Below are 23,056 nucleotides of genomic sequence, written 5' to 3' on the forward strand. Positions count from 1 at the left end.
CCCGCCCCCCGTTTCCGCCTCCCTACGCTGGGTTACGTGCAGCGCTTCTACGACTTCCTCCGCGGACACCCGACGAGTGTCGACAGTTTTCTGGCTGTCCTCCTCTTCGGGTTCTCCCTGTTGTGGGCGGTCCAGGCGAACCTCGGCGTCGCACCCCGGCTGGTGGCGATGGCGGCCGTCCTGCTGCTGAGCCTGTCGGTGGCGCTGCGCCGTCGGGCCCCGGCGAAGATCCTGCTCCTGGTGACCGCCGTGGGCGTCGCGCAGCTCGTGCTGGACGTGGACGTCAACCCGGCGGACCTCGCGATGCTGATGATCATCTACACCGTCGCTTCGGAGGGCGGACCACGCTGGGCCTCCCGGTTCGCGCTGATCGGCGGGCTGCTCGCCGCGCCGCTGTCGCAGCTGCGCTGGCCGACGGGCGACGACAGCACGCCGGGCCGGGTCTTCGCCGCCGTCGTGCTGGCCGTGCCGTTCGTCCTCGCCTGGGTGCTGGGCGACTCCATCAGGACCCGGCGCGCCTACCTCGAACAGCTGGAGGAGCGCGCCACCCGGCTGGAGAAGGAGCGCGAGGCCCAGGCCAAGGTGGCGGTCGCCGCCGAGCGCGCCAGGATCGCCCGTGAGCTGCACGACGTCGTCGCGCACAACGTCTCGGTGATGGTGGTTCAGGCCGACGGCGCCGCCTATGTCCTGGACGCAGCGCCCGACCAGGCGAAACAGGCGCTGGAGACCATCTCCAGCACGGGCCGGCAGGCGCTCGCCGAGATGCGCAGACTGCTCGGGGTGCTGCGGACCGGCGATGCCAAGGAGAGCGGCGAGTACGTGCCGCAGCCCGATGTCGGCCAGATCGAGGAGCTGATCGAGAAGGTGCGCGAAGCCGGCCTCGCCGTGGACTTCCGGATCGAGGGCACCGCCCGCCCGCTGCCCAGCGGCGTCGAGCTGACCGCGTACCGCATCGTGCAGGAGGCCCTCACCAACAGCCGCAAGCACGGCGGCCCCGACGTGGGTGCCAGCGTGCGGCTCGTCTACTTCGACGACGGACTGGGGCTGCTGGTCGAGGACGACGGCCGGGGCGCGGCCCACGAGCTGTACGCGGACGGCGGCGCCGACGGCCGGGGACACGGGATGATCGGGATGCGGGAGCGGATCGGTATGGTCGGCGGCACGCTGGACGCCGGGCCGCGGCCCGGCGGCGGATTCCGGATCAGCGCGCTGCTGCCGCTGAAGCCGGCGGACTGAGCGGGGAGCGGCCGGGGCCCGCCGCGCGGCCCGTCCCGTCGTCCGCCCCGCCGCTGTTCCGTTCCGTCATCCCTTCCCGTCGTCCCTTCCCGCCTTCCCGCCTTCCCGTTCCACCCGGCCTACAGGACAAGGACCCCCCATATGTCGATTCGCGTGATGCTCGTCGACGATCAGGTACTTCTGCGCACCGGCTTCCGCATGGTGCTGGCCGCGCAGCCGGACATGGATGTCGTCGCCGAGGCGGGCAACGGCGCGGAGGCCATCGAGAACCTCCGCTCCACCAAGGTGGACGTCGTCCTGATGGACGTGCGTATGCCCCGCCTCGACGGCGTCGAGGCCACCCGCCGGATCTGCGCCGAGCCCGGCGCCCCCAAAGTGCTGATCCTGACCACTTTCGACCTCGACGAGTACGCGTTCTCCGGCCTCAAGGCGGGCGCCAGCGGGTTCATGCTGAAGGACGTCCCGCCGGGCGAGCTGCTGACCGCGATCCGCGCGGTGCACAGCGGCGACGCGGTCGTCGCCCCGTCCACCACGCGCCGGCTCCTGGACCGCTTCGCGCCGATGCTGCCGGGCGGCACGCAGCCGCGGCACAAGGAGCTGGACCGGCTGACCGCCCGCGAAAGCGAAGTGCTGCTGCTGGTCGCGCAAGGGCTCTCGAACGGCGAGATCGCGGGCCGGCTGGTGCTCTCCGAGGCGACAGTGAAGACGCACGTCGGCCGGATCCTCACCAAGCTCGGTCTGCGCGACCGCGTGCAGGTCGTGGTCCTCGCCTACGAGACCGGGCTGGTGCGCGCAGGTGGCAACCCTGGGCACTGAGCGCCGGGGGCATGGAGTGCCCGGGGCACTGACGCCCGGGGTACGGAGTGCCCGCGGCATGCGGCGCCCGTCGCACTGATCGCGCTCAGCGCAGCATCCCCTCCAGGAAGTCGCTGCCGAGCCGCGCCACCACGGCGACGTCCAGCTGATGCAGCACGTAGCGGCCGCGCCGCTGGGTCGTCAGCAGCCCCGCTCTGCGCAGCACCGCCAGATGACGGGACACCTCGGGCGCGGTGATCCCGTTCGCGTCGGCCAGCTCGCTCGTCGTGTACGTACCCCGTGCGAGGTGGCGGCACAGCCGCATCCGCAGCGGGTGGGCGACGGCCTCCAGGCGCAGCTTGACGGTGTCGACCGGGGTGGCGCCGGCCAGCTCGCGGCCGGAGACCGGGTACTGGACGACGGGCTGCCAGCCCGGCGCGTGCAGCGCGATCAGGTGCGGCCACCCGAAGGCGGTGGGCAGCAGCGTCAGACCGGAGCCGACACCGGAGGCGGAGGCGGTGGTCCGGCCGTGGCCGAGCTTGTCCACCGCTATGCGGGTGCGCGGACCGTCCCGCTCGACCGTGACGGCGGGGGAGACCGCCGCCATGGCTTCGGCGAGGCCCTGACGGCGCAGCAGCTCCGTCTTGTGGCGGGCGTCGGCGGCGAGCTGGACCCGGACGCGCCGCCAGGTGTCCGCGAAGAACGCCTCGTCGCACTCTTCGAACAGCCGGCGTATCCAGGCCCTGACGGCGGGCGGGTCGTCGAGCATGCGACGGGCGAAGGCGGCCTGGCGCGGGCCCCGGGCCGCCGCCAGCTCCAGGGCGCGCTTGCGCACGGCCGCGTCGACGAGCGGTGAGGGAATGCCTTCGTCGTACCGGCTGGCGCAGGAGATCTCCAGCGCGGCGGCCACGTACCGCTCGTCGTCCATCCGGTCGAGGTCGTCCAGCTCCTCCGCGAGGGTCTCGCGCGGCGCGGGCGGCAGCAGGATGTCGGCGCGGGCGGCGCGCCACAGGAAGTCCGCCTCGTGCAGCCGGTCGGCCAGCTCGGGCTTGAGGGAGGCGGCGGTGGCGGTGGTCCAGCCGTGCAGCCTGGCGTGGTGGGAGGGCTCGGACAGCGCGTGCAGGGCCGCGGCCAGCTCGGCCAGCGGGGAGGGGGTGAAGGTGATCCGCTCCTGGGGCAGCCCGGTGATGTCGATGTGCACGCTCATGGCCTCCATGCTGCCTCCCCCCACCGACAACGGGCGATTCGATTGACGGCGCCGGTCAATTGACGGTGCCGGTCAATCGAAGAGCCCTGGGCGGCCCGCCCGGCGCAGGGTTGGCGCATGGACGCCATTCAGCAGCACATGCTCGACAGCTACCGCGCCATGCTCCGGGGCGAGCCGGGGCCGCCGCCGCCCGGTCGGTACGACCGGGAGACGCTGCGCACGATCCGTGAGTACCGGCTGGTGCGCGAAGTCGCCGGGTCCTCGGCCGGGGCCGCCGCCCCCGGAGGCTCCGGCGGCGCCGGTCCGCGAGCGCCGCTCGCCCGGCTGGCGCGGCTGCTCCGCCACCCGCTCCGTCACCCGCGCCGCCGGCCGCCCGCGGCGGGGGCGCGCTGAGCGCCGGGGCGGTTCCGGGCGGTACGGGGAGACCGGCCCGCGGCCTTCCGCAGTGGGCGGCCCACAGGCTGTGGACAACCCGGTGGCTCCGCGAAACGCTGGCGTAGCATGGCGAGAAATCGTCCGGTACCCCCTGCGGACTGGAACGGAAGGCCCCGCCGCGTGAACCCACCATCACAGGACCCCTTCGATCCCCGTGACCGCCCCGCCCGGCTGTCCGTCGGAGTCGTCGGCGCCGGCCGGGTCGGCCCCGCCCTCGCCGCTTCGCTGCGGCTCGCCGGGCACCGCCCCGTCGCCGTGTCCGGGGTCTCCGACGCCTCGGTGCGCCGAGCGGGCGCGCTGCTGCCCGACGTCCCCCTGGTCACCCCCGCCGAGGTGCTCGCCCGCGCCGACCTGGTGCTGCTGACCGTCCCCGACGACGCGCTGCCGGGGCTGGTCGAGGGCCTCGCCGAGACCGGTGCCGTACGGCCGGGACAGCTGCTCGTGCACACCTCGGGGCGGTACGGCGTCAAGGTGCTCGACCCGGCCCTGCGCGCCGGGGCCCTGCCCCTCGCCCTCCACCCCGCGATGACCTTCACCGGCAGCCCGGTGGACGTCCAGCGGCTGGCGGGCTGCTCGTTCGGCGTCACCGCGCCCGACGAGCTGCGGCTGGCCGCCGAGGCGCTGGTCATCGAGATGGGCGGCGAGCCGGAGTGGATCGCTGAGGAGTCCCGCCCGCTCTACCACGCCGCCCTGGCCCTGGGCGCGAACCACCTGGTCACCCTGGTCGCCCAGGCCATGGAGCTGCTCCGTACGGCCGGGGTCGCCGCCCCCGACCGGATGCTCGGCCCGCTGCTCGGCGCCGCCCTGGACAACGCGCTGCGCTCCGGCGACGCCGCGCTCACCGGACCGGTCGCGCGCGGCGACGCGGGTACGGTCGCCGCGCACGTCGCGGAGTTGCGCGCGCACGCGCCCGGCGCCGTCGCCGGATATCTGGCGATGGCCCGCACCACCGCCGACCGGGCGCTCGCGCACGGGCTGCTCAAACCCGAGCTGGCCGAGGACCTCCTCGGCGTCCTCGCGGACGGCGACAGCCTCGGGGACACGCGCGGAGGCGGCGCGGGGGGCGCCCGATGAGCCTCGCACTCGCCTCCGCGCGCGTGGATCTCGACAAGCTCCTGGAGCGGCGCGCCGCCCCGGGCCGTACCGCCGCCGTGCTCACCATGGGCGCGCTCCACGAGGGCCACGCCGCGCTCGTACGGGCGGCGCGCGCCCACGTCGGGCCGGACGGGTTCGTCGTGGTCACCGTCTTCGTCAACCCGCTCCAGTTCGGCGCGGGGGAGGACCTCGACCGCTATCCGCGCACCCTGGAAGCCGATCTGGAAGTGGCCGGGGCAGCGGGGGCCGACGCCGTCTTCGCCCCGTCCGCCGACGAGGTCTACCCGGACGGGGCGCCCCTGGTGACGCTCGCGGCCGGGCCCATGGGCGAGCGGCTCGAAGGCGCCTCGCGCCCCGGCCACTTCGACGGGATGCTCACCGTCGTCGCCAAGCTGCTGCACCTCACCCGCGCCGACGCCTCCTTCTTCGGTACCAAGGACGCGCAGCAACTGGCCCTGGTCCGCCGGATGGTCCGCGATCTGAACTTCCCGGCCGAGATCGTCGGCGTACCGACGGTCCGCGAGGAGGACGGTCTCGCGCTCTCCAGCCGCAACCGCTATCTCTCCCCGGCCGAGCGCCGCACCGCCCTCGCCCTCTCCCGGGCCCTGTTCGCGGCCCGCGACCGGCTCGGCGCCCAGCACGCGCTGCGCGCCCGCGCCGAGTCCGCGCCCACCCCCGGCGCCCGCGCCGCCGGGCTCTCCGCCCTCGGCGAGCCCCGGCTCGCCGCCGACGCCCACGCGCTGGCCGCCGCCGCGCCCCCGGCCGCCGCGCGGGCCCCGGGCCGCCCCTGCGGGGCCGACGCCGTGCGGGCCGCCGCCCGCGCCGTGCTCGACGGGGCGGGCAGGACCCTGCCGCCGCTGACGGTCGACTATCTGGCGCTCGTCGACCCCGACGACTTCACCGAGGTCCCCGACGGCCACACCGGTGAGGCGATCCTCGCCGTCGCCGCGCGCGTCGGCACCACCCGGCTGATCGACAACATCACCCTGACCTTCGGAGACCACCGATGACCGGACCAGCGAACGGAACCGGAATACGGCTGTCCGCCCCCGCCCCCGGCTGGGCGATCGACGCCGACGTCGTCGTGGTCGGCTCCGGCGTCGCCGGTCTCACCACGGCCCTGCGCTGCACCGCCGCCGGGCTCCGTACCGTCGTCGTCACCAAGGCCAGGCTCGACGACGGCTCCACGCGCTGGGCGCAGGGCGGCATCGCCGCCGCCCTCGGCGAGGGCGACACCCCCGAGCAGCATCTCGCCGACACACTCGTCGCGGGCGCGGGACTCTGCGACGAGGACGCCGTACGCACCCTGGTCACCGAGGGCCCCGCCGCCGTGCGCCGGCTGATCGACACCGGCGCGCACTTCGACACCGCCGCCTCCGGAGAGCTCCAGCTGACCCGCGAGGGCGGCCACCACCGCCGCCGGATAGCCCACGCGGGCGGCGACGCGACCGGCGCCGAGATCTCCCGTGCCCTGGTCGAGGCGGTCCGCGACGCGGCGCTGCGCACCGTGGAGAACGCGCTCGTCCTGGACCTCCTTAACGACGAGCACGGCCGCACGTCGGGCGTCACCCTCCATGTGATGGGCGAGGGCCAGCACGACGGCGTCGGCGCCGTCCACGCGCCCGCCGTGGTCCTCGCCACCGGCGGCATGGGCCAGGTCTTCTCCGCGACGACCAACCCCGCCGTCTCCACCGGCGACGGCGTGGCGCTCGCGCTGCGGGCCGGTGCCGAGGTCTCCGACCTGGAGTTCGTCCAGTTCCACCCGACGGTGCTCTTCCTGGGCACCGGCGCCGAGGGCCAGCAGCCGCTGGTCTCCGAGGCGGTCCGGGGCGAGGGCGCCCATCTCGTGGACGCCGACGGGATCCGCTTCATGCTCGACCAGCACGAGCTGGCGGAGCTGGCGCCGCGCGACATCGTCGCCAAGGCGATCATGCGCAGGATGCTCGAACAGGGCGCCGAGCACATGTATCTGGACGCCAGGCACTTCGGCGCCGCCATGTGGGAGAGCCGCTTCCCGACCATCCTGGCCGCCTGCCGCTCCCACGGCATCGACCCGGTCACCGAGCCCGTCCCGGTGGCGCCCGCCGCCCACTACGCCTCGGGCGGCATCCGTACGGACCTGCGCGGCCGGACCACGGTCCCGGGGCTGTACGCGTGCGGCGAGGTCGCCTGCACGGGCGTGCACGGAGCAAACCGGCTGGCCTCCAACTCCCTGTTGGAGGGCCTGGTCTTCGCGGAGCGCATCGCGGCGGACATCGTCGCTGCGGAGCCCCCGGGACCGGCGGAGCACCGTCCTGTGCCGACGGAGCGCCATCCTCTTGAAGAGGGCGCGGAAAACGTCGGCGGACTGCCGCTCGTCGCCCCCGAGGCGCGCCCCGTGATCCAGCGGATCATGTCCGGGGGCGCGGGCGTCCTGCGCTCGGCGCGCAGCCTGGAGGAGGCCGCGCGCGGCCTGGAGGCCGTCGAGTCGGACGCGTACGAGCCGCTGGCCCCCGGCGCCAAGGCAGCCGTTCCCGGCGTCGACGCCTGGGAGACCACCAACCTGCTCTGTGTCGCGCGCGTGCTGGTCGCCGCCGCGCTGGAGCGCGAGGAGACCCGTGGCTGCCACTGGCGGGAGGACCGCCCCGAGCGCGACGACACCGACTGGCGCCGCCATCTCGTCGTCCGGCTGACGCCCGAGCGCCGCCTCGTGCTCCGCCGTACCGGCACGGCGGGCTTCCCGCCCGTCAGCCCCGTACTCATCCCCACCGACGTACCCCAGCCCCCCGCCGACGCCCCCAGGGAGCCGTAACCGTGAGCACGCACGAAGACAGTCCACTCCCCGAGCCCGTGGACGTACCGCTCATCCAGATCGGCGCCCCCGCCGCCGCGCGGGCCGAGGCGGGCGGCTGCGGCGACGGCTGCGGCTGCTCGGCCGGCGCCGACGCTGACGGACTCGACCTCGCCGGTCTGGAGTGCGGTCTCGACCCGGCCCTCGCCCAGCTCCTCGCCGACGCCGGTCTCGACCCCGTCCTGGTGGAGGACATCGCGCATGTCGCCGTCGAGGAGGACCTCGACGGCGGCGAGGACATCACCTCCGCCGCCACCGTCCCCGACGACGCCGTCGCCACCGGCGACTTCACCGCCCGCGAGAGCGGCACGGTCGCCGGGCTGCACATCGCCGAGGCCGTGCTGTCCCTCGTCTGTACGGAGGCGTTCGAGGTCGAGCGGCACGTCCTGGACGGCGACCGCGTCGAGGCGGGCCAGAAGCTGCTGAGCGTGACCACCCGCACCCGCGACCTGCTCACCGCCGAGCGCAGCGCCCTCAACCTCCTGTGCCGGCTCTCCGGCATCGCGACCGCCACGCGCGCGTGGGCCGACGCCCTCGAAGGCACCGGCGCCAAGGTCCGCGACACCCGCAAGACCACCCCGGGACTGCGCGCCCTGGAGAAGTACGCGGTGCGCTGCGGGGGCGGCGTCAACCACCGTATGTCGCTCTCGGACGCGGCCCTGGTCAAGGACAACCACGTCGTGGCGGCGGGCGGCGTCGCGCAGGCGTTCAAGGCCGTACGCACGCGGTTCCCCGACGTACCGGTCGAGGTGGAGGTCGACACCCTCCACCAGGTCCACGAGGTGCTGGAGGCCGGTGCCGATCTGATCCTGCTGGACAACTTCACCCCGGAGCAGACCGCCGAGGCCGTGGCCGTCGTCGCGGGCCGCGCCGTCCTGGAGTCCTCCGGCCGGCTCTCCCTCGGCAACGCGCGCGCGTACGCGGACACGGGTGTGGACTTCCTCGCCGTCGGCGCGCTGACGCACTCCTCGCCGATCCTCGACATCGGTCTCGACCTGCGCGAGGCCACCGGCACGGGCGGGGCGGACGCCTGATGCTGCTCACCATCGACGTCGGCAACACCCACACGGTCCTCGGCCTGTTCGACGGCGAGGAGATCGTCGAGCACTGGCGCATCTCCACCGACGCCCGCCGCACCGCCGACGAACTCGCCGTGCTCCTCCAGGGCCTGATGGGGATGCACCCGCTGCTCGGTGACGAACTGGGCGACGGCATCGAGGGCATCGCGATCTGCTCGACGGTCCCCTCCGTCCTGCACGAGCTGCGCGAGGTGACCCGCCGTTACTACGGCGACGTCCCCGCCGTCCTCGTGGAGCCCGGCATCAAGACCGGTGTGCCGATCCTCATGGACAACCCCAAGGAGGTCGGCGCCGACCGCATCATCAACGCCGTCGCCGCCGTCGAGCTGTACGGCGGCCCGGCGATCGTCGTCGACTTCGGTACGGCGACGACCTTCGACGCGGTCAGCGCGCGCGGCGAGTACACGGGCGGCGTCATCGCCCCCGGCATCGAGATCTCGGTCGAGGCCCTCGGCGTCAAGGGCGCCCAGCTCCGCAAGATCGAACTGGCCCGGCCGCGCAGCGTCATCGGCAAGAACACGGTCGAGGCGATGCAGTCGGGCATCCTCTACGGCTTCGCCGGCCAGGTCGACGGCGTGGTGACCCGGATGGCCCTGGAGCTGGCCGACGACCCCGAGGACGTCACGGTGATCGCGACCGGCGGCCTCGCCCCCATGGTCCTCGGCGAGGCGTCCGTGATCGACGAGCACGAGCCCTGGCTGACCCTGATCGGGCTGCGCCTGGTGTACGAGCGCAACGTCTCGCGCATGTAGCGCCCGCCCCCCGGTACCAGGGGGGGAGCGCCCGCGCCGCCGTCATCCGTTCGGCGGCGCGGGCCGCGCCAGCAGAGGGGCGTTAAGAGGATTTTGTCCTTTTGGCGCGTACTGTCGCCGCATGCCCACGCCATACGGATCCCGCGGCGGCATGGCCTTCGGCACCGACGAGCTGCGTGTGCTCCGACGTGCCCTCGCCGTTGCCCTCCATCCCACCCCGCTCCCGGACGGGGACATCCAGGCATGTCTGCGGCTCGCCGAGTCCGTGGACGAGGCGATGCGCGAGGCCGGGCGGCTGCGGGACTTTCTCCTGGCCGACCTCGCCAGGTACCGCCAGGCCCTCCCCGGCTCGCTCACGGGCTATCTGGAGCTGCTCCAGGACGCTCTGGCCGCCGGGTACGTCCCGCTCCCCGACGACCTCGCCGCGCTGCGCGCCCTGCGCGGCAGCCCGACCGCCGCCGCGCTGCTGGAGCGCTGCCGGGTCCGCGCCGAGCAGTCGGTACGCGCCCGGCTCGCCGGCCGCGTAGCCACCGCCGCGCCGGTCGCCCTCACGGCTCCCGCGCCCCGCACCCGGCTCCTCTCGATCCCCGGCGGCCGGGCCGCCGACGAGCCCCGGCGGCCCAAGGAGCCCCAGCACCCCGCCGAGCCCCGCGAGCCCGCCTCGCCGAAGCCCCAGGTGCCCGGCAAGCCCATGCCCAAGCCGTCCGAGGTCTTCCCGCCGCGCCGCCGCCCCGCGCCCCCGCCGGAGCGGCTGGCCGCCGGATAGCTACGCTGGGCGGCATGGACTACGTATCCGCGCTTCTGCCGCCCGTGGTGATGGCCGCCTTCTTCATCGGCCTGGTCGTGACGATCGTCAAGAGCCAGGGCGGCCCCAACAAGTTCAAGGAGGACGCCGCCGTCGACGCGGCGTTCTCCCGCGCGGAGGCCGACCGGCGGCCGGGCGGCCCCGCCCCGGACGCCGCCCACGGCGCCTGAGCGAAAGCCGCCTGAGCGAACGGCGCCTGAGTGAACGGCGCCTGAGCGAACGGCGCCAGGGCGGCGGCGCCCGAATACGGTGCCCCGCTTCCGAACGTATGACCTGGACGTACGACTGACTCCCAGTCGTACGTCCTTTTTGTTACGTCAATAACCGGCCATTCGGACATCTCGCACTATGGTGGCGCTGTGCCCCGTCAATTGGGAGACCTGGAAGACGCCGTCATGACCCGCGTCTGGCAATGGAACCGACCGGTCACTGTCCGGGAAGTCCTGGAAGACCTTCAACGGGAGCGGTCCATCGCCTACACCACCGTCATGACCGTAATGGACAATCTCCATCAGAAGGGCTGGGTGCGCAGGGAAGTCGACGGCCGCGCCTATCGATATACGGCGGTCTCCACCCGCGCCGCCTACGCCGCCGCCCTCATGAACGAAGCGTGGTCGAAGAGTGACAACCCGGCAGCGGCCCTGGTCGCCTTCTTCGGCATGATGTCGCCGGAGCAGCGCACCTCACTGGAGGACGCGGTCCGTATGGTCCGCGCCCGCCCGGAAGACGCGGAAGCCCGCCCCGAAGACGCGGAAACCCGCCCGGAAGGCGCGGAAGCGGTACGGGATGAGGATGAGGCAGTGGAAGAACCGGCCGAGGGCGCCGACGAGCCGGGCGGGACGGGGCGATAGCGTCCAGCCATGCCCACAGCCCTTCCGGTTCCCAATGCCGAAGCAAATGCCCTCACCGTCCGGCGGGCCAGGACCAGGGATGTTCCGGCTGTCCGCCGCCTTGTCGACCCTTACGTCAGTGAAGGCATCCTGCTCGACAAAGCGCCGGTGACGCTTTACGAGGACATCCAGGAGTTCTGGGTCGCGGAACGCGACGAGGACGCCACGGTCATCGGCTGCGGCGCCTTGCACGTGATGTGGGAAGACCTCGCCGAAGTGCGCACACTCGCCGTGGATCCCGCGGTCAAGGGGGCGGGCGTCGGCCATCTTCTTCTGGACAAGCTGCTGGAGACGGCCCGCTGGCTCGGAGTGCGGCGCGTATTCTGCCTCACCTTCGAAGTCGAGTTCTTCACGAAGCGCGGCTTCGTGGAGATCGGTGAGACGCCGGTCGACGGAGATGTCTACAGAGAGCTGCTGCGTTCCTATGACGAGGGCGTTGCCGAGTTCCTCGGTCTCGAACGGGTGAAGCCGAACACCTTGGGCAACAGCCGGATGCTTCTGCACCTGTGATCGCCGCACCCGACGAGAGTCCTATGTCCGAATCGCGCACGTTTCCCGCGCGGTCGCCCCACTGAACCTCTGCCGGGGGTTTGTGTTTTCCTGAGAAAAGCGGTTTCCTTTCCGCGTACTGCATTTTCGATGAAAGGAAATCCGGTGGCACAGAAGGTTCAGGTCCTTCTTGTCGATGACCTCGACGGCGGCGAGGCGGACGAGACAGTCACGTTCGCTCTCGATGGCAAGACCTACGAGATCGACCTCACGACCGCCAATGCGGACAAGCTGCGGGGTCTGCTCGACGCGTACACCAAGGGCGGCCGGCGTACCGGTGGCCGGGGCGCGAGCAGCCGGGGCAAGGGCCGGGTAGCGGCGGGCGGCAACAAGGACACCGCGGAAATCCGCAAGTGGGCCAAGGAGAACGGCTACAGCGTCAACGACCGCGGCCGTGTTCCCGCCGAGATCCGTGAAGCCTACGAGAAGGCCAACGGCTGAGTATTCGTACGAAACGCATTTCTGCGCAGCAGCCGGGCCCGGTGGCACTCAAGCGCCGCCGCGCCCACGAGGCGTACGAGATCGGGGGCACCCCCACCGCTGCCCCCGCTGCCGCCGCCGCCTCCGAACGGGACGAGCGCCGGCAGTGTCGCCTCCACCTCGCGTCCTGGCTCGGGGGGTCGCAGCCATACGGCGGCCCCCTGCGCAATGGCGCCCCGCCACCCCGGCGGTACGGGCGCCGGCAGATGTCCGTCAGCGCCGAGCGCGGTCAGTCCCAGCGGGACGCCGCCCCACTCCAGCCAGTCGAGCAGCCCCGGCAGCTCGTCCGCGCCTCCCGGGGCCACCAGCAGCCGCATCCGGTCCCCCTGGAGTGCCACGGGGCCCGTCGCGCCGACGCGCCGCAGCACCGCGGCCCCCGCGTCGGCGGGCAGCTCCAGCGCGTCGAACCGCACCCCGGTGAGCAGCAGGACCGGCGGCCCCGCCGCCGTGGACCAGCCGAGCTTCTCCTCGTACCACCGCGCGAGATCGCCTTCGGGCGCGGCGCGGGGGTGCGGGACGGTGGGAGCCATACCCGGAGCAACTCCCGAACCCGACCCGGAGTTACGCTGTGTCGGCGCGATGTCGCTCAGCGTGCCCGTTCCGGGGGCGTGCGGGGGCGCTCGCGAGCGCAAGGGTGTTCGCCCGTAGCGGAGGGGACGGGGGTGCGCCGCATGGAGTGTCCGTGCTTGCGGGTAAGACATTGTCGAGTGCTTCTCCCGGCAGGCCCCGTCCCGTCGCACCGTTCAGCACGCACGTTCGCCGCGTTGGCCAAAAGCCCAGGTAGCTTCGCTGCAAGGGCCTCCGGCCGCCGCTCGATCGCCCGCGAAGGACGGTGCTTCTCCGGGCCGGACCGCGCCGGTCGCGGCACGTGTGGGAGTGGGACGACACGCGGTTTCGGGCGGCGCGCGTTCGCCATCGGCGTACTGATGGCGGGGGTATCCGCCTGGCCTGCGGGAACATCGTCTCGGACCATCGGGTTGGAGCTGGTGTCCGACGTTCAGGGCTGAGAGCCTGGGACAGGTGTCAGCAGTTGGAATGAGCGGTCCCCGCTTGCGGGACTAAGCTGCGGAAGGACAGGGAGGGGACCGACCCCTTTACTGCCTGACCGCTCTGAGGAGCGATTAACGATGTTCGAGAGGTTCACCGACCGCGCGCGGCGGGTTGTCGTCCTGGCTCAGGAAGAAGCCCGGATGCTCAACCACAACTACATCGGCACCGAGCACATCCTCCTGGGCCTGATCCACGAGGGTGAGGGTGTCGCCGCTAAGGCCCTGGAGAGCCTCGGGATTTCGCTCGAGGCGGTCCGCCAGCAGGTGGAGGAGATCATCGGGCAGGGGCAGCAGGCCCCGTCCGGCCACATCCCCTTCACCCCCCGTGCCAAGAAGGTCCTGGAGCTGTCGCTCCGCGAGGCCCTTCAGCTGGGCCACAACTACATCGGCACGGAGCACATCCTGCTCGGCCTGATCCGCGAGGGCGAGGGCGTCGCCGCCCAGGTCCTCGTGAAGCTGGGCGCCGATCTCAACCGGGTGCGGCAGCAGGTCATCCAGCTGCTCTCCGGCTACCAGGGCAAGGAGGCCGCCACAGCGGGCGGTCCTGCCGAGGGCACGCCCTCCACGTCCCTGGTCCTCGATCAGTTCGGCCGGAACCTCACCCAGGCCGCTCGTGAATCCAAGCTCGACCCGGTCATCGGGCGCGAGAAGGAGATCGAGCGGGTCATGCAGGTGCTGTCCCGCCGTACGAAGAACAACCCGGTCCTCATCGGCGAGCCCGGCGTCGGCAAGACGGCGGTCGTCGAGGGACTGGCGCAGGCCATCGTCAAGGGCGAGGTGCCCGAGACCCTCAAGGACAAGCACCTCTACACCCTCGACCTCGGCGCGCTCGTCGCCGGCTCCCGCTACCGCGGTGACTTCGAGGAGCGCCTGAAGAAGGTCCTGAAGGAGATCCGCACCCGCGGCGACATCATCCTGTTCATCGACGAGCTGCACACCCTGGTGGGTGCCGGCGCCGCCGAGGGCGCGATCGACGCCGCCAGCATCCTCAAGCCGATGCTGGCCCGCGGTGAACTCCAGACCATCGGTGCGACGACCCTCGACGAGTACCGCAAGCACCTGGAGAAGGACGCGGCCCTTGAGCGCCGCTTCCAGCCCATCCAGGTCGCGGAGCCGTCGCTGCCGCACACGATCGAGATCCTGAAGGGTCTGCGCGACCGTTACGAGGCGCACCACCGCGTGTCCATCACGGACTCCGCGCTGGTCGCCGCCGCGACGCTCGCCGACCGCTACATCTCGGACCGCTTCCTGCCGGACAAGGCGATCGACCTGATCGACGAGGCCGGTTCCCGGATGCGCATCCGCCGGATGACCGCGCCGCCGGACCTCCGCGAGTTCGACGAGAAGATCGCGGGCGTCCGCCGCGACAAGGAGTCGGCCATCGACTCCCAGGACTTCGAGAAGGCAGCCTCCCTCCGCGACAAGGAGAAGCAGCTGCTGGCCGCGAAGACCAAGCGGGAGAAGGAGTGGAAGGCCGGCGACATGGACGTCGTCGCCGAGGTGGACGAGGACCTGATCGCCGAGGTCCTGGCGACCGCCACCGGCATCCCGGTCTTCAAGCTCACCGAGGAGGAGTCCTCGCGGCTGCTCCGCATGGAGGACGAGCTGCACAAGCGGGTCATCGGCCAGAAGGACGCCATCAAGGCGCTCTCGCAGGCGATCCGCCGTACGCGAGCCGGTCTGAAGGACCCGAAGCGCCCCGGTGGCTCGTTCATCTTCGCCGGTCCTTCCGGTGTCGGTAAGACCGAGCTTTCCAAGACGCTCGCCGAATTCCTCTTCGGTGACGAGGATGCGCTGATCGCTCTCGACATGTCGGAGTTCAGCGAGAAGCACACGGTTTCCCGCCTCTTCGGTTCTCCCCCCGGATACGTGGGTTACGAAGAGGGCGGCCAGCTCACCGAGAAGGTGCGCAGGAAGCCGTTCTCCGTCGTCCTCTTCGACGAGGTCGAGAAGGCCCACCCCGATATCTTCAATTCCCTTCTCCAGATCCTGGAGGACGGTCGCCTGACCGACTCCCAGGGCCGGGTCGTGGACTTCAAGAACACGGTCATCATCATGACGACCAACCTCGGGACCCGGGACATCTCCAAGGGGTTCAACCTGGGCTTCGCCGCCCAGGGCGACACCAAGACCAACTACGAGCGGATGAAGAACAAGGTCAACGAAGAGCTGAAGCAGCACTTCCGGCCCGAGTTCCTCAACCGTGTCGACGACACGGTGGTCTTCCACCAGCTCACCGAGGAAGACATCATCCAGATCGTCGACCTCATGGTCGACAAGGTCGACGAGCGCCTCAAGGACCGCGACATGGGCCTGGAGCTGAGCCCGTCCGCGAAGTCGCTCCTCGCCAAGAAGGGCTACGACCCGGTCCTGGGCGCCCGGCCGCTGCGCCGGACGATCCAGCGGTCGATCGAGGACGTCCTCTCCGAGAAGATCCTCTTCGGCGAGCTGCGCCCCGGTCACATCGTGGTCGTGGACACGACGGGTGAGGGTGACGCCAAGGAGTTCACCTTCCGGGGCGAGGAGAAGTCCCCGCTCCCGGACGCCCCGCCGATCGAGCAGGCGGCGGGCGGCGGCCCGAACCTGACGAAGGAGGCGTGACGGCTACCGCGTCACGCTGAGCAGTGCGAAGGGGCTGCCCCGGAACCGGTTATACGGTCCGGGGCAGCCCCTTTGGCAGGTCCAGCGGCTGATCCCGTACTCGGGTGAAGACGTCGAGAGTGGTGAGGGACGGAAACGCGTTGGCCAGGTGGGCCACTCCGGCATGGTCCGTGGTGAGGTCGAGCCTGAGCGAGGTGACTTGGGGAGCGGGGACGGGTTCGGAGGTGCCGTGGGTGAGCGATGTGCACGAGCCGATGCTCAGGTGGAGGTTCCGCAGTGAGGACCACTCGCACAGGGACGAGAGGTCGAGCGGTCTTGCGCTGTCCAGGCGGAGGTGGCTCACCTCGGGGTGGGCGGCGGGCAGTCGATCGAGAGACGACGGGCCGTAGTCGAGCTTGAGATACCGGAGATGCGGGATCCGGTGGACAGCGTCGAGCTCTGCCTCACTGAGCAGGAGGCCCACCTCCAGTTCCAGAGCGGTGAGCGACGTGTTCACCAGCCCGGACAGGTCCTCCAGCGCGGGGCATCCGGCGACACCGAGACTTCGCACACCGGTGAGTCCCTGGAGGAAGGACACATCCCGAAGCACCGCGTTGTCGCAGACGTTCAGCACTTCGCATCCCACGGTGGGGAGGTACTCACCCAGCTGCGAGGCGGTGGCGTCGACGAAGGCACCGACAGCCGACAGAGGCGGCAGGATGGGGAGCAGCCGCAGTTGGTCCGGAGTGGATACGTCGATGACCAAGTCCGTCAGAGACATGCCGGCGAGTACCTCACGCGCGTACCGTTCCGTCGGGAACTCGAACCAGCCCGTCGCGATGGTGGAACGTACCCGCACGCTCTCGTGCAGGGAGAACCGTCTGGCGTAGGGAATGGCGCTGGATCCGCCGACCATGCAGATGAGTTCGGCCACCTCCCCGGCGTCCTTGGAGCCGAGGCCGGACGGTTCGGGGAGGAGCGGCAGCACATAGGCCCCGAGCGAGACCAGTGCGTCTGCGTGCCCCCTGCCCCGGGGCGGCACCAGCGTACGGATCCGGTCGGCGACCAGTTCGCTCACCGTCCCGTCCACCACGACCGTGTCGAGCAGACAGCGCGCCGCGAGGACATACAGGCTCGCGCGTCTGCCGCCGTAGGACGAGGCCGCCCCGTCCGAGAGCAGCCCCTCGATCAGTCTCCGTACCTCGTGCGGCCGGCAGTGGCCCACGGCCAGCAGGACTGTGTCCTGCCACTGCTCGTCATGGGCGTTCTGGAGCAGCTCGGGCAGTGAGCCGCCCTCGATGAGCGCGCGGGCCGCCAGATAGTCCTGGAACGTGCGGTGGATGAACTGGATCTCGTCGTCCGCGCGTTCCTGGATCAGCCCGCTGCGGTTGAGCAGATGCGTGAGAACCGCTGCCGCCGTGCCCTGTTCTCTGACCTTGGGCAGCCGCCGCAGCGCCACCTCGATCTGCCGCCCCGCGTCCGCGCGGGAGAGCTGCGCCTGCTTGCCCCGCACCAGCCAGACCGCGAGGCACTGCAACAGCTCCTGGTGTTCCTCGAAGCCCATGGTGATGCCCTCGGGGCTGCCGATCCTGCGCTGGGTGTCCCGGCCGCCGAGCAGCATCGCGAGCGTGGCGCGGTAGAGGTCCCAGCGGGTGTCCGGGAGCAGGCCGCCCCTGCGGCGGTGGAGGGCGCAGATGACGGCGCAGAGCAGGGGAGTCCGGGCGAGGGTCCACAGGGCGATGCTCTGCCGGAACCGGGAGCGCAGTTCCGTCTCCAGGCTGTCCAGTTCGGCACGCTCGGCGTCCGCGCGCCGCCCGTCCCCGTACGCGTCGCATTCGAGCCGTGCCGCCCTGTGCCAGGCGGTTACGAACGCCTGGATGTCGTCGTTCCGCATGGGCAGGAGCTGGAGTTCGTCGAATCTCTCCGAGCGCAGCCAGTCCGCCCCGACCGCGAGGGGGCGCACGGTCGCCAGGCAGCGGGTGGCCGGGTAGAGGTCCAGCAGCTCGCCGAGCCAGACCCGGGCGTTCTCGCGTTCCGCCGGGGGCACCTCGTCCACGCCGTCGAGCAGGAGGAAGCCCCGGCCCGCCTCCAGTACCCGGCGTACCCACCCCGGTGGGGCCTCGTCCGCCAGGACCTGGGCGACGGCGGGCAGTTGGGCCGGTGCCGGCATGCCGAGGCCCCGCGCGTGCACCGTGCGCAGCGGGACCACGAAGGGCACCAGGCCGTTGAGGTCGGCCAGGTCGGGGCCCAGCGTGCCGCAGGCCGCGTGGGCCGCGAGCCACCAGACCAGGGTGGTCTTCCCCGCGCCCGCCTCGCCGCGCAGCAGGGCCCGGGGCCGGCTGCCCAGCAGTTCGTCGATCCGGCGTGGCTGGGCGGCGGGGGATCTGTACGACGTATGCGGGTCCGGGGCCAGTCGTTCCCGGTGTCCGGCCTCCAGGCTCAGGTACGCCGTATCCAGGTCCCAGGTGGCCTCATTGGTGCCCAGTTCGTCGATGCCGAAGATACGCGTTTTGCGGTAGCGGGCCTTGACGGCCCTCGCGTATCCCTCCTCGAAACGCCGGTCCCGCGGGTGGACGTCGGTCACCGGCTCGATACGGAACGAGTTGCCGAGGTCGCTCGCGTCCAGGATCCGGTCCATCGGGATCCCCTCCACCCGCAGATGCTCCCGGCCTCGCGGGACCCGCGCCACGATCCCCAGCAGCACGGGACCGGCGAAGACGGGCGCGCCCGAGAGCCCCTGGAGCGGGGAGCCGCCGTCATGGCGCTCGGCCGCCGCCGGGTGGTCCAGCTCACAGACCAGCACTCCCCGCAGCGAGCCCGCCGCCGGGAGCACGGTGGCGCGGTACTGGTCGAGTTCCAGGGCGCCGTCGGCCCCGTACCGCTGGCTGTCGGGGAAGCCGATGATCTCGCAGTGCGGCAGCGGTGACTCGGTGTCGAGCGAGCCGATACGGAGCCGGCCCGGCGGTGCGGCCCGCTCGGCGTCGAGGACCGCCTCGGTGGTGGCGAGCAGCGCCGTGTCGCGGCCCCGGTCGAGCCACTGGACCTCGGCGGACAGCCGGCCCCGGCGGCGTGGATGGGCGATCATCGCCCGCTTCGCTTCGCCGACCACATGTGCGCAGGTCAGGACCAGGTGCGGGGCGATCAGCACCCCCGTGCCCTGGGTTTCGCCCAGGACGGCGACGACCCGGGCGGCGCTCACCGCGCCGCGCGCCCGAATCCGGCCGTGCTGCCCCGGTCCGGGTTGCCGACCTGCCAGGGCGCGCCGGTACGGGCGTCCCGCGGCTTCAGCGTGAAGGCGACCTTGTGGGTGTGGCCGCTGGTGCGGGCGCCGTCCGCGCCCGCCTCCACGACCCAGGCCCTGACCTTGAGACCGCCCTTGACCTCCTTGCGGAGTTCGAGCGTGAACTCCATCTCGATGTCGCCGACCTCGAAGGCCAGGGGGCGGCCGGTGGCGCGGGTGGCGGCGTCGAGGAGCTGGTCGCGTACGGACTCGATGGCGTCGGCGAGTTCGATGCCGTCGAAGTCGTGGTCGCGGCTGTCGCCGTCGTCGTCGCCGTTCGTCTGGGCGGTCATGTGCGGTCTGTCCCCCTGGGTGAGCTGCCTGCGGTGACGTGCCGATCGCGGTCGAGCCTAGGGTTCCGCGCCGTCCCGTACCCGCGCTTTCCGCCAGGACCTTCGTCCCGAAACGGACGGCCTTCGTACCCGGTGGCCGTGACAAGGCGCACAGGCGTTTTCGGCTCTACTAGCCGGAATAGTCAGCCGCTCCGGCCGGGGGCGGGACCTTCGGCCGGGCGGCCCCGGGGACCTTCGCGACGGGTGGCCGGCCACCGTCCCGGCCCTGGCCGGTCATTCGTTCCGTACCGCTCCGTACGGGGCCGGACGCGTCCGGAGCGGCATATGCGCCGAGGGCTGCGGGCGGGGTGGTTGAAGCGTCAAGGGGCGGAGGGCCGTGGCGATTCCTACGACGTGATGTCGTAGATGGGGTGTTTTGGGATGTGGCGGGGGCCGGGTTACCAAGGTGGAGCAAGCCCGGTGCTTCGAGTGCCGGGTCCCCTTACGCCCGGAGGTTCTCCTCGTATGTCGCAGCGTGTGCTCTCCCGTCTCTCCCGCCCGTCCGCCCTTCGTACCCGTGCCGGTGTCCTGGCTGCCGGACTCGGGGTGTCGATGGCGGTAGGGGCCGGATCCGCGTTCGCCGCGACCAGCGGTGGCGACGTGCACTCCGGTTCGCCCGTCACGGCCGCCGCCGGCTCCGTCCACCAGCAGGTCACCACGGTCGGTACGCAGGACGCCAAGGACGCCAAGAAGGCCGCCGCCAAGAAGGCCGCCTCCTGGACCGGCCCCGTCAAGAAGTACGCGCTGAGCGCGAGCTTCGGCCTCGGTGGCTCCAGGTGGTCGCACAAGCACTCCGGCCAGGACTTCGCGGTGCCGATCGGTACGGCCGTCCACGCCGCGCACGGCGGCACCGTCGTCAAGGCCGGTCCCAACGGCGCCGGTGACGGTCCCGCGTACGGCAACGCGATCGTCGTCAAGCACAAGAACGGCACCTACTCGCAGTACGCGCACCTCTCGAAGGTCCAGGTGAAGGTCGGCCAGTCCGTCAAGACGGGCCAGCAGATAGCCCTGTCCGGCAACACCGGCAACTCCAGCGGCCCGCACCTGCACTTCGAGATCCGCACGACCCCGAACTACGGCTCGGCGGTCAACCCGGTGAACTTCCTGCGCTCGGTCGGCGTGAAGGTGTGAGTGCCGCTCCGTAACGCGTGAGCCCCGCTCCGTACCGCGTGAGCCCCGCTCCGTACCGCGTGCGCGTCACTCCGTACCGCGTGCGCGTCACTCCGTGACGCCGTGCGCGCGGTTCACCAGCTCGTAGGAGACCTCAAGGACAGCCTCGCGCTTCTCCTCGGGGTCTCCTTCGGTGTCTTTGAGGGCGAACATCCCCGCGTGGATCGTGAAGAGCGCGCTCAGGCAGCGGATCTGGTCGGTCAGGGGCGCGTCCGGCTCCTCCAGCAGCTCGCGCAGATCCGTCATGCGCTCCTTGAAGGGCGCGCCGATACGCAGATCGCGCAGGCTCGCCTGGTTCTCCTGGAGGAAGCGGAACATCGGCGCCGCGTCCGTCAGCATCCTGCTGTAGCGGCGCAGGATCTCGCGCTTGGTCTTCAGGCTCCGCGGCTGGCCGCGTCCCCAGGCCACCAGCTCGTCCACCGGTCGCGTCAGATCCTTGAAGATGCTGACGATGATGTCTTCCTTGGACTTGAAGTGGTAGTAGAGCGCCGCCTTCGTGACATCCAGCCGCTCCGCGATCTCCCGCAGCGAGGTCTTCTCGTACCCCTGCTCGGCGAAGAGTTCCAGCGCGACGTCCTGGATGCGCTGACGGGTGTCGCCCCGTCGCGGGTGCTGGGTGCTGCCCATGCTGCTCTCCCGAGGATTAACTTACTTGACGCCCGGCAAGTAAAGGTCTACCTTCCCCCAGTGTAGTCAGCTTGCCGGGCGGCAAGTAAGTCCAGGGGCAGTGTCCAGGGGAGTGGGGAAAGATGAGTACAACCGATCAGCAGGCGGAGGAGACTCCAAGGAATGTGGCCGCCGGGGCCCAGCAGGCGGCACCGGCCGCACCGGAGAGCGGTCCGCAGCCCCGCAGCGTGCGCGTGGTGCTGCTCGCGCTGATGATCGCGATGCTGCTGGCTATGCTGGACAACATGATCGTCGGTACGGCGATGCCCACGATCGTCGGCGAACTGGGCGGACTCGCACATCTGTCCTGGGTGGTGACCGCGTACACCCTGGCGACCGCCGCCTCCACCCCGATCTGGGGGAAGCTCGGCGACCTCTACGGCCGCAAGAGCGTCTTCCTCACCTCCATCGTGGTCTTCCTGATCGGCTCCGCGCTCAGCGGCATGGCCCAGGACATGGGCCAGCTCATCGGCTTCCGGGCCGTCCAGGGCCTCGGCGCCGGCGGTCTGATGGTCGGTGTCATGGCGATCATCGGTGACCTCATCCCGCCCCGGGAGCGCGGCAAGTACCAGGGCATGATGGCCGGCGTGATGGCGCTCGCCATGATCGGCGGACCGCTGGTCGGCGGCACCATCACCGACCACCTCGGCTGGCGCTGGAGCTTCTACATCAATCTGCCGCTGGGCGCGGTGGCGCTGGTGATGATCACCGCCGTACTGCATCTGCCCGCCAAGGACCGGTCCAAGGCCAAGGTCGACTATCTCGGCGCCGGACTGCTGACCGTCGGCATCACCGCGATCGTGCTGGTCACCACCTGGGGCGGTTCCGAGTACGCGTGGGACTCCGCGACGATCCTGGTGCTGATCTTCGGCGGTGTCGCCTCGCTCGTCGGGTTCGTCGCCGTACAGAGGCAGACGGCCGAGCCGATCATGCCGCTGCACATCTTCAACAACCGCAACTTCTCGCTGATGTCGGTGATCGGCTTCCTGACCGGCTTCGTGATGTTCGGCGCGGTCCTCTTCCTGCCGCTGTACCAGCAGGCCGTCCAGGGCGCCTCGGCCACCAACTCCGGGCTGCTGCTCCTGCCGATGCTGCTGTCGATGATGCTCGTCTCGCTCGTCGCGGGCCGGGTCACCACCAGCACCGGCCGGTACAAGATCTTCCCGATCATGGGCAGCGCGCTGATGGTCGTCGGGCTGTTCCTGCTCGCGCAGATGGACACCGGCACCTCCCGTCTGACCTCCGGCCTCTACATGGCGGTGCTCGGCGCCGGCATGGGCTTCCTGATGCAGATCACGATGCTGGTCGCGCAGAACAGCGTCGAGATGAAGGACATGGGCGTCGGCTCGTCGACGACCACCCTCTTCCGTACGCTCGGCGGCTCCTTCGGCGCCGCGATCATGGGCGCGCTGTTCACCAACCGGGTGCAGGACGAGATGTCCAAGCTCGGCGGCTCCGCAGCCGGCGCGGCCTCGCAGTCCGCGCAGCTGGACGCGGCGAGCCTGGCGAAGCTGCCCGACGTGGCGCGGGAGGCGTACCAGCAGGCGGTGTCGTCCGGTACGCACGCGGCGTTCACGCTGGGCGCGTCCATCGCGGTGATCGGCCTCGTGGCGGCGTTCTTCGTCAAGGAGGTCCCGCTCAGGGGCGCGGGGCCGCAGAGCCCCGGCGAGACGCCCGCGGCGGACGGCAAGGTACCGCAGCCCGCGTGACCCCGGCGCCGCCCGAACGGCACCGGCCCTCGGTGACGACGTACACCAGGTCGCAGGAGTGACAACGGCTCCCCGGCGCGCACACCGCGCCGGGGAGCCGTTGTCAGTGGCGCGTGT

Annotated in this window: 21 protein-coding genes; 16 read left to right on the top strand and 5 right to left on the bottom strand. The window is 71.5% G+C overall.

Annotated elements, in window-relative coordinates:
- Positions 1-36 precede the first annotated feature (36 nt).
- The gene (locus tag OG627_RS19935; RefSeq protein ID WP_329066981.1) at positions 37-1,236 is read left to right on the top strand and encodes a sensor histidine kinase; all 1,200 of its coding nucleotides are present in this window, start codon (positions 37-39) and stop codon (positions 1,234-1,236) included.
- 141 nt (positions 1,237-1,377) lie between these two features.
- Complete coding sequence (locus OG627_RS19940; RefSeq protein ID WP_329066983.1) at positions 1,378-2,052, top strand: response regulator transcription factor; 675 nt, start codon at positions 1,378-1,380, stop codon at positions 2,050-2,052.
- 85 nt (positions 2,053-2,137) lie between these two features.
- Here the strand turns inward: OG627_RS19940 and OG627_RS19945 are convergent, their stop codons facing one another.
- Positions 2,138-3,238, bottom strand: coding sequence for a DUF5937 family protein (locus tag OG627_RS19945; protein ID WP_329066985.1), 1,101 nt, complete (start codon positions 3,236-3,238; stop codon positions 2,138-2,140).
- 117 nt (positions 3,239-3,355) lie between these two features.
- Here OG627_RS19945 and OG627_RS19950 point away from each other — a divergent pair, with 117 nt between their 5' ends.
- From OG627_RS19950 to OG627_RS20000, 11 genes are all read left to right on the top strand, one after another.
- A complete protein-coding gene (locus OG627_RS19950; RefSeq protein WP_329066986.1) occupies positions 3,356-3,631 on the top strand; it encodes a hypothetical protein in 276 nt (91 codons plus the stop codon).
- 108 nt (positions 3,632-3,739) lie between these two features.
- Complete coding sequence (locus OG627_RS19955; protein WP_443073509.1) at positions 3,740-4,747, top strand: Rossmann-like and DUF2520 domain-containing protein; 1,008 nt, start codon at positions 3,740-3,742, stop codon at positions 4,745-4,747.
- Positions 4,744-5,778, top strand: a complete 1,035-nt coding sequence (gene panC / locus OG627_RS19960; RefSeq protein WP_329066990.1) for a pantoate--beta-alanine ligase — start codon at positions 4,744-4,746, stop codon at positions 5,776-5,778. Before OG627_RS19955 ends, panC begins: the two co-directional genes overlap by 4 nt.
- Positions 5,775-7,559, top strand: coding sequence for an L-aspartate oxidase (locus OG627_RS19965; protein WP_329066992.1), 1,785 nt, complete (start codon positions 5,775-5,777; stop codon positions 7,557-7,559). Before panC ends, OG627_RS19965 begins: the two co-directional genes overlap by 4 nt.
- Positions 7,560-7,561: 2 nt before the next feature.
- Positions 7,562-8,632, top strand: coding sequence for a carboxylating nicotinate-nucleotide diphosphorylase (gene nadC / locus OG627_RS19970; RefSeq protein WP_329066995.1), 1,071 nt, complete (start codon positions 7,562-7,564; stop codon positions 8,630-8,632).
- Positions 8,632-9,429 (top strand): type III pantothenate kinase, encoded by a 798-nt coding sequence (locus OG627_RS19975; RefSeq protein ID WP_329066997.1) that lies wholly within the window; start codon positions 8,632-8,634, stop codon positions 9,427-9,429. Before nadC ends, OG627_RS19975 begins: the two co-directional genes overlap by 1 nt.
- 151 nt (positions 9,430-9,580) lie before the next feature.
- Positions 9,581-10,195, top strand: coding sequence for a hypothetical protein (locus OG627_RS19980; RefSeq protein ID WP_329072821.1), 615 nt, complete (start codon positions 9,581-9,583; stop codon positions 10,193-10,195).
- A gap of 14 nt (positions 10,196-10,209) precedes the next feature.
- Positions 10,210-10,404, top strand: a complete 195-nt coding sequence (locus OG627_RS19985; protein WP_329066998.1) for a hypothetical protein — start codon at positions 10,210-10,212, stop codon at positions 10,402-10,404.
- A 189-nt stretch (positions 10,405-10,593) separates the two neighbouring features.
- Positions 10,594-11,085 (top strand): BlaI/MecI/CopY family transcriptional regulator, encoded by a 492-nt coding sequence (locus OG627_RS19990; RefSeq protein ID WP_329067000.1) that lies wholly within the window; start codon positions 10,594-10,596, stop codon positions 11,083-11,085.
- A 9-nt stretch (positions 11,086-11,094) separates the two neighbouring features.
- Complete coding sequence (locus OG627_RS19995) at positions 11,095-11,634, top strand: amino-acid N-acetyltransferase (RefSeq protein WP_329067002.1); 540 nt, start codon at positions 11,095-11,097, stop codon at positions 11,632-11,634.
- A 144-nt stretch (positions 11,635-11,778) separates the two neighbouring features.
- Positions 11,779-12,114, top strand: coding sequence for a histone-like nucleoid-structuring protein Lsr2 (locus OG627_RS20000; protein ID WP_329067003.1), 336 nt, complete (start codon positions 11,779-11,781; stop codon positions 12,112-12,114).
- On the opposite strand, the gene OG627_RS20005 is transcribed toward OG627_RS20000, so the two are convergent.
- A complete protein-coding gene (locus OG627_RS20005) occupies positions 12,093-12,683 on the bottom strand; it encodes an SCO3374 family protein (RefSeq protein ID WP_329067005.1) in 591 nt (196 codons plus the stop codon). The genes OG627_RS20000 and OG627_RS20005 overlap by 22 nt on opposite strands.
- Before the next feature lie 597 nt (positions 12,684-13,280).
- On the opposite strand from OG627_RS20005, the gene OG627_RS20010 reads away from it, so the two are divergent.
- Positions 13,281-15,803: an ATP-dependent Clp protease ATP-binding subunit gene (locus OG627_RS20010; RefSeq protein WP_329067007.1), complete on the top strand. Its 2,523-nt coding sequence runs from the start codon at positions 13,281-13,283 to the stop codon at positions 15,801-15,803.
- 49 nt (positions 15,804-15,852) lie between these two features.
- Here OG627_RS20010 and OG627_RS20015 read toward each other — a convergent pair whose 3' ends face one another.
- Positions 15,853-18,981: an NACHT domain-containing protein gene (locus OG627_RS20015; protein WP_329067008.1), complete on the bottom strand. Its 3,129-nt coding sequence runs from the start codon at positions 18,979-18,981 to the stop codon at positions 15,853-15,855.
- On the bottom strand, positions 18,978-19,355 hold the full coding sequence (locus OG627_RS20020) for a trypco2 family protein (protein WP_329067010.1): 378 nt from the start codon (positions 19,353-19,355) through the stop codon (positions 18,978-18,980). The genes OG627_RS20015 and OG627_RS20020 overlap by 4 nt, the downstream gene beginning before the upstream one ends.
- A 504-nt stretch (positions 19,356-19,859) precedes the next feature.
- Between OG627_RS20020 and OG627_RS20025 the strand changes: the two genes are divergently transcribed.
- Complete coding sequence (locus OG627_RS20025) at positions 19,860-20,525, top strand: M23 family metallopeptidase (protein ID WP_329067013.1); 666 nt, start codon at positions 19,860-19,862, stop codon at positions 20,523-20,525.
- Between the two features lie 87 nt (positions 20,526-20,612).
- Here OG627_RS20025 and OG627_RS20030 read toward each other — a convergent pair whose 3' ends face one another.
- Positions 20,613-21,191: a TetR/AcrR family transcriptional regulator gene (locus tag OG627_RS20030; protein ID WP_329067015.1), complete on the bottom strand. Its 579-nt coding sequence runs from the start codon at positions 21,189-21,191 to the stop codon at positions 20,613-20,615.
- Positions 21,192-21,313: 122 nt separating this feature from the next.
- On the opposite strand from OG627_RS20030, the gene OG627_RS20035 reads away from it, so the two are divergent.
- The gene (locus OG627_RS20035; RefSeq protein ID WP_329067017.1) at positions 21,314-22,939 is read left to right on the top strand and encodes an MDR family MFS transporter; all 1,626 of its coding nucleotides are present in this window, start codon (positions 21,314-21,316) and stop codon (positions 22,937-22,939) included.
- The last annotated feature ends 117 nt before the right edge of the window (positions 22,940-23,056 follow it).

Origin of the sequence: Streptomyces sp. NBC_01429 (genome assembly GCF_036231945.1) — a bacterium.
Lineage (GTDB): Bacteria > Actinomycetota > Actinomycetes > Streptomycetales > Streptomycetaceae > Streptomyces.